This window comes from Turicibacter sp. HGF1 (assembly GCF_000191865.1).
GTDB lineage: Bacteria > Bacillota_I > Bacilli_A > MOL361 > Turicibacteraceae > Turicibacter > Turicibacter sanguinis.
Genome location: NZ_AEXQ01000073.1, coordinates 1 through 5890, shown reverse-complemented (window position 1 = coordinate 5890; position 5890 = coordinate 1). Strand labels below are relative to the sequence as shown.

The 5890-nt window shown below is 30.9% G+C and carries 9 protein-coding genes; 8 read left to right on the top strand and 1 reads right to left on the bottom strand.

Translation table 11 applies throughout. The annotated features are described in order from the left end of the window. Positions 1-75 precede the first annotated feature (75 nt). A complete protein-coding gene (locus tag HMPREF9402_RS07140) occupies positions 76-741 on the top strand; it encodes a DUF421 domain-containing protein (RefSeq protein ID WP_006785015.1) in 666 nt (221 codons plus the stop codon). A 28-nt stretch (positions 742-769) separates the two neighbouring features. On the opposite strand, the gene HMPREF9402_RS07135 is transcribed toward HMPREF9402_RS07140, so the two are convergent. Continuing rightward, a complete protein-coding gene (locus HMPREF9402_RS07135; protein WP_006785014.1) occupies positions 770-1504 on the bottom strand; it encodes a tRNA 2-thiocytidine(32) synthetase TtcA in 735 nt (244 codons plus the stop codon). Positions 1505-1662: 158 nt separating this feature from the next. Between HMPREF9402_RS07135 and HMPREF9402_RS07130 the strand changes: the two genes are divergently transcribed. The 7 genes from HMPREF9402_RS07130 to HMPREF9402_RS07100 all read left to right on the top strand — a co-directional run bounded on the left by HMPREF9402_RS07130 (position 1663) and on the right by HMPREF9402_RS07100 (position 5680). Further along, complete coding sequence (locus tag HMPREF9402_RS07130) at positions 1663-2562, top strand: hypothetical protein (protein ID WP_009606952.1); 900 nt, start codon at positions 1663-1665, stop codon at positions 2560-2562. Between the two features lie 111 nt (positions 2563-2673). Continuing rightward, positions 2674-2868: an alpha/beta-type small acid-soluble spore protein gene (locus HMPREF9402_RS07125; protein ID WP_009606951.1), complete on the top strand. Its 195-nt coding sequence runs from the start codon at positions 2674-2676 to the stop codon at positions 2866-2868. A 58-nt stretch (positions 2869-2926) separates the two neighbouring features. Then, a complete protein-coding gene (locus HMPREF9402_RS07120; protein WP_009606949.1) occupies positions 2927-3127 on the top strand; it encodes an alpha/beta-type small acid-soluble spore protein in 201 nt (66 codons plus the stop codon). Between the two features lie 142 nt (positions 3128-3269). Further along, positions 3270-3623, top strand: coding sequence for an arsenate reductase family protein (locus tag HMPREF9402_RS07115; RefSeq protein ID WP_009606950.1), 354 nt, complete (start codon positions 3270-3272; stop codon positions 3621-3623). Then, the gene (locus HMPREF9402_RS07110) at positions 3623-3940 is read left to right on the top strand and encodes a thioredoxin family protein (protein ID WP_006783173.1); all 318 of its coding nucleotides are present in this window, start codon (positions 3623-3625) and stop codon (positions 3938-3940) included. Before HMPREF9402_RS07115 ends, HMPREF9402_RS07110 begins: the two co-directional genes overlap by 1 nt. 79 nt (positions 3941-4019) lie before the next feature. Further along, positions 4020-4556, top strand: a complete 537-nt coding sequence (locus tag HMPREF9402_RS07105; RefSeq protein WP_006783174.1) for a DUF402 domain-containing protein — start codon at positions 4020-4022, stop codon at positions 4554-4556. Between the two features lie 8 nt (positions 4557-4564). Further along, positions 4565-5680 (top strand): aminopeptidase, encoded by a 1116-nt coding sequence (locus HMPREF9402_RS07100; RefSeq protein WP_009606953.1) that lies wholly within the window; start codon positions 4565-4567, stop codon positions 5678-5680. The last annotated feature ends 210 nt before the right edge of the window (positions 5681-5890 follow it).

Below are 5890 nucleotides of genomic sequence, written 5' to 3'. Positions count from 1 at the left end.
TTTTTTTGTATATTATAAAGAATTTAATGCCAAAATAATAATTATAAGAAAAAGTATAGAATGAGGTTGTTTTAGATGATGGAAGTTTTAGCTTCAATATTGTTAGCAGCATTTTTTTATGTTGTCATCTTAGTTTGCTATAAAATAATGGGTAAAAGAGAACTAAACCAACTAGGTGCGGTCGATGTTGTTATTAATATCTTAATTGCTAATATAGCAGCTTCGGGTATCGTTGAAGAATCTTTTTGGGTTGATTCCTTTGGCGGCGTTGTCATGATTGTAACACTCCAAGTTCTAATGTCAAAAATTCAGTTACATAAAACAAAGGTACGTGACATTGTAGATGGAGAACCCTCACTTATTATAAAAAACGGTAGAATCGATTACTCTGAGCTTGGGAAAATACGCATTGATTTAGATGACTTTATCATGCTACTTCGCACTCAAGGTGTAGTTAATCCAGAAGATGTTCAGTATGCCATTATTGAAAAGAATGGTAAACTCATTGTGTTTGAAAAAAAATTACCAACAAAAGTTTTCCCTCTTCCCCTTATTGTATCAGGCTCAATTAAAGAAAAAGCCCTTCAAAGTTTTGGACAATCAAAACAATGGTTAAAAGATACATTGCGTAAACATGAAGTAACCAATCTAAATGAAATTGATTATTTATTTTATGAAGAACATAAGTTTATCATTTATACTCGTCAGGGAATGAATAAAATAAAAATCAATGAGCTATAAAAAAAGTGCAGTGATATTCACTGCACTTTTAAGCTTCTTTATCAGAAATGTCATCAAATAATGAAACACGATCTCCATTTGATAAAGCATTTAACATATTTTGTTTTGCCATTGGATAATCACGATACAATTTCTTTAACAACTGTTTAACATCCTCGCGCTTCGTATGCTTATCCATAGGACAAGTACTCGGCACAATCGGAACATGACGATTTGCCGCAGAAATAATATCATCCTCATAACAATAAACTAATGGACGAATAAAAGTAACATCAGTACGATCTAAATACATTTTTGGCTTAAATGTTGCCATGTATCCATTATACATCGTATTCATCACTAATGTTTCAACTGCATCATCAGCATGATGCGCCATTGAAATCTTATTACATCCAAGTTCAACACCTTTCTTAATTAAAATAGCTTTCTTGAACTTAGAACATAAAGAACATGGAATTTTTCCATTTTCGTCTGCATTTAATTGTAATATCTCATAAACTTGTGTATCTACTAAATGATATTCAATACCGTGTTCTTTACAGAATTCGACAACAGGATTGAAATCCATTCCTGGAAATCCAAGCTTTAATGTAATTCCTACTAATTCAAACTTCACAGGAGCAAATTTTTGATATAAATGAAGAGCATATAATAATGCCATACTATCTTTTCCACCACTAACACCGACAGCGACTCTGTCACCTTCTTGTATTAATGAAAAGTCTTGATCTGCTTTACGAATGCATCCTAGTACTTTTTTCATACGGGCTCACCAACCTTTTTAGCATACTCGGATGTCATTATATCGAATAAAAAATAAAAATACAATCATTTAAGCTCTAACATTTACATGACAATCGTCCGTTATTGGTAATAATATGATAAAATAGAAATATTAACAATTAAAAAGGGAGAATAATAATGAATAAAAAAATAATTATGGGTATTATCATTTTCATTCTTTTATTAACCCCCGTTGGATACTTCATTACGAAAACGGGATGGTATGAAAACTATCGACAGGCTCAATTCTTAGCAGCTGTTATTAATAATACTAAGAATCTGGAAACGTATCATGTTAGTTTGAATGTTAATTACGATATATTAGGATATCAAATGGAATTAAGCAGTGAAGGAGATGTTTCACAAGCTGATTCAACGGTGTCGCATCTTAATTATTTGATTAGAATGAATGGCTATGGGGTTTCACCAATGACGGTTGAATTAGAGCAATATGCACAATGGTCGGTCCAGAATAAAATTTTATATATGAATTTAAATAGAGGGCAATGGTTTAAAGAAATAGATCCAACTTCAGATAAATATTATCAATATTTTGTTGATTTTAATAATCTTGATTATTTAAATCAAATTTATAAAGAAACAGTGAAAAATGAAAATGCAAATGATTTTGTGATATTAGAAGATAATAATGAACAACAAGTTATTTCAGTTTATGTTGATTTTTTAAAGGCTGATCAAATGATTCAAATTCTAATTGGGGAATTATTAAATGTATCACCTGATATTGATATTAACGCTATTTATCAATTAGCACCAAAGGTAAATTATATTTTTACAATCGATAAAGAAACAGAACGAGTTTTAGAGTATGAGCTATCTTATAAAGATGGAATTCAAGAAATCATTAAGCAACTTCAAACAGCATATTCTTCTTTTTTTGCAACAATCAGTGAAGATCGATTAGCAACTATGTATTTTGATTTGAAAGTTAAAATTAGTGACGGAAATAAAGGAAATAAAATTGAAATTCCATCTAATGTGGTTAATTCAGCTATATCAGTTTCAGATATAAGATAATCAATTTAAACTGCCGACTTAATAATCGGTAGTTTTTTTTATAAAAAAACGTAAATGAATGTATTAATTTGTCGAAACGACACATATTAAGATTGTCAGGAGGTGAATGACATGCCAAATCAAACAAATAAATTAGTAGTACCTGGAGCACAAGCTGCAATCGATAACATGAAAGCAGAGATTGCAAGTGAATTAGGTGTAACTCTTGGAGCAGATACATCTGCTCGTCAAAACGGTTCAGTTGGTGGAGAAATTACTAAACGATTAGTAAAAATGGCTCAACAACAATTAGGATCAACAAAATAAGTGTAAAAAATTTGTCGGAATCTTAAGTATTAAATATTAATATTAGAAGGTGACTAAAATGGCAAATAAATCAAATAAATTAGTAGTACCTGGAGCGCAAGCTGCAATTGATAACATGAAAGCAGAGATTGCAAGTGAATTAGGTGTAACTCTTGGAGCAGATACATCTGCTCGTCAAAACGGTTCAGTTGGTGGAGAAATTACTAAACGATTAGTAAAAATGGCTCAACAACAATTAGGATCAACAAATCAAAAATAACATTTAAAACCTTAAAAATATCAACACGACTACAAACTACAAAAAAAACGATCACTAGTGATCGTTTTTTTTGTTTTAAAAAGTTTATACAACTGACATATAATCATATTTTGGGTATAATCATAAAAAAGGAGGAAAAAATATGAATATCTTAATTTATCCAAAGTGTAGTACCTGCAAAAAGGCAATTAAATGGTTAAACGATGAAGGTGTAAATCATACAGTTAGACATATTGTAGAGGAGCCCTTAAGTATAGAAGAAATTAAATCAATTCACGAGAAATCTGGTGAAAATATTAAAAAGTTTTTTAATACAAGCGGAATGAAGTATCGCGAGTTAAATTTAAAAGATAAATTATCGCAGATGACTTTAGAAGAATGTTATGCATTACTTGCTAGTGATGGCATGTTAGTGAAACGCCCATTAGCATATGATGAGAAGGATGTAACTTTAGGGTTTAAAGAAGATACATACAAAGATGTATGGAGTAAGTAATGAATTCTTTAAAGGAAGTTAATTACCCAGATTTAAAGGAATTATATAAAATTAATTCTGTTGTTGTGGCTTTAGCTCATACCCCAACTTGTGGAACCTGTGTTCTAGCAAAAAAAATGTTGTTCATAGTTAGTGAAATTTTAAAGTCATTACCTATTGTACAAATTAATTTGAATTATAATTCTGATTTAGCGATGAAAGAAGAAATTTTTTCTGTTCCATGTATCTTAATATTTAAAGATTGTAATTGTGTGGAAAAAATCTACGCTATAGAATCAGTTCCAAATTTATATAAAAAGATATCTTCTTATCTTTAATATCCAACTCATTATCATTGTATGGTAAAATAATACATGTATTAGGGAAATGTAATGATAGGGAAAGAAGGGATGAGAGGTGCATTCTCCAGAGATAGGGCAACATGTAGAAATTCATAGTTATAAGCATAATGGAAATATACATCGTATTTGGCACGAGACAACTATTTTAGACGCCTCTGATCAAGTATTAATTGGAGCTAACAATAAAACATTGGTCATGGAATCAGATGGAAGAACTTGGTACACAAGAGAACCGGCCGTTTGTTATTATTATACTGAATATTGGTTTAATGTTTTATGTATGCTAAGGAAGGATGGCGTATATTTTTACTGTAATATAAGCTCACCTTTTGTTTATGATCAGAAAGCTATTAAATATATTGATTATGATTTAGATGTAAAAGTATTCCCGGATTTTACCTATAAAATTTTGGATGAAGATGAATATAGAAAGCATAAGAGTGAAATGGATTATCCAGAGGAAATTCAATCAATTATTTATCAACAATTAGATATATTAATAGATATGATTGAAAATAGGCGTGGTCCTTTTGCACCTGGTTTTGCAGAGCATTGGTATTATGTATATAAAAATCGATTTATAAAAAGGTGAGTGAAAAAATGCGTGATCCAAGATTACAAAAGTTAGCAAAATCTTTATTGGAGTATTCAAATAAGGTACAAGCAGGACAACATGTATTGATTAAGGGGAATTATTGTGCAAAGCCATTGATTAAAGAGCTTATTAAGGAGACATATCGACTTGGTGCTTTCCCACATACAGAAATTCTTGATGATGAAATTGGAAGAGAATTGTCACTGGGTAATACTGAAGAGCGTATGGAGAAGGTAACAGAGTGGCAGTTAGATAAATATAAAAATATTGATGCTTTTGTTTCAGTATTTGCAGATGAAAATGATTCTGAATATAGTGATGTGCCAACTGAGATTAAAGTGATGCAGGCACGCGTTGCGAAACCGGTTTCAAATTTAATTGTAAATGAAAAGCAATGGGTATTATTGAATTATCCAACTCCTGCATTGGCTCAAAAAGCGAAGATGAGTTTAGAGGCATTTGAGGACTTTTTATTAGATGTGTGTTTAGTGGATTATTCAAAAATGAATAAAGCAATGCAAAACTTGAAAAACTTAATGGAAAAAACAGATCAAGTTCATATTGTTGGACCAGGGACTGATTTGACATTCTCTATTAAAGGTATACCTGCGGTGCCATGCGCTGGAGAATGTAATATTCCTGATGGAGAGGTTTTTACTGCACCGGTTCGTGAAAGTGTAAACGGAACAATTCAATATAATACCCCTAGTCCCTATCAAGGAACTGTTTTTAATAATGTCAAACTAGAGTTTAAAGATGGAAAGATAGTTAATGCGACAGCGGATAATGATATCGAAAAACTCAATGAAATTTTTAATACTGATGAAGGGGCTAAATTTATTGGAGAGTTTGCCATAGGAGTTAATCCACTAATTAAACACCCAATGGGAGATATTTTATTTGATGAGAAAATTGATGGAAGTTTTCATTTCACACCAGGTCAAGCCTATGAAGGAGAAGCAGATAACGGAAATCGATCGGCAATTCATTGGGATTTAGTCTTGATTCAACGCCCTGAATACGGAGGAGGATCAATTTACTTTGATGATGTATTGATTCGTGAAAATGGACGTTTTGTTATTAAAGAGCTGGAATGTTTAAACCCTGAAAATTTAATATAGTAACAAAACACCCTTGGAGATATTATTTCAAAGGGTGTTTTCATTAGTAGGAGAATTTTTTTTAAAAAAATAAAAAAATGATTGACAGTTTTCGACAGAATGAGTATTATATAAAGGTGTTGAAAAACAATACCGTTCAAAATATAGTTTCAAAAAAATATTCTAAAAAATATTGACAGAAATTATGGTGTGTGGTAAGATAATCAAGTC

Bases quoted from the DNA above. Each gene is read 5' to 3' on its own strand.
- HMPREF9402_RS07140 (WP_006785015.1), top strand. From the start codon at position 76: ATGATGGAAGTTTTAGCTTCAATATTGTTAGCAGCATTTTTTTATGTT.
- HMPREF9402_RS07135 (WP_006785014.1), bottom strand. From the start codon at position 1,504: ATGAAAAAAGTACTAGGATGCATTCGTAAAGCAGATCAAGACTTTTCA.
- HMPREF9402_RS07130 (WP_009606952.1), top strand. From the start codon at position 1,663: ATGAATAAAAAAATAATTATGGGTATTATCATTTTCATTCTTTTATTA.
- HMPREF9402_RS07125 (WP_009606951.1), top strand. From the start codon at position 2,674: ATGCCAAATCAAACAAATAAATTAGTAGTACCTGGAGCACAAGCTGCA.
- HMPREF9402_RS07120 (WP_009606949.1), top strand. From the start codon at position 2,927: ATGGCAAATAAATCAAATAAATTAGTAGTACCTGGAGCGCAAGCTGCA.
- HMPREF9402_RS07115 (WP_009606950.1), top strand. From the start codon at position 3,270: ATGAATATCTTAATTTATCCAAAGTGTAGTACCTGCAAAAAGGCAATT.
- HMPREF9402_RS07110 (WP_006783173.1), top strand. From the start codon at position 3,623: ATGAATTCTTTAAAGGAAGTTAATTACCCAGATTTAAAGGAATTATAT.
- HMPREF9402_RS07100 (WP_009606953.1), top strand. From the start codon at position 4,565: ATGCGTGATCCAAGATTACAAAAGTTAGCAAAATCTTTATTGGAGTAT.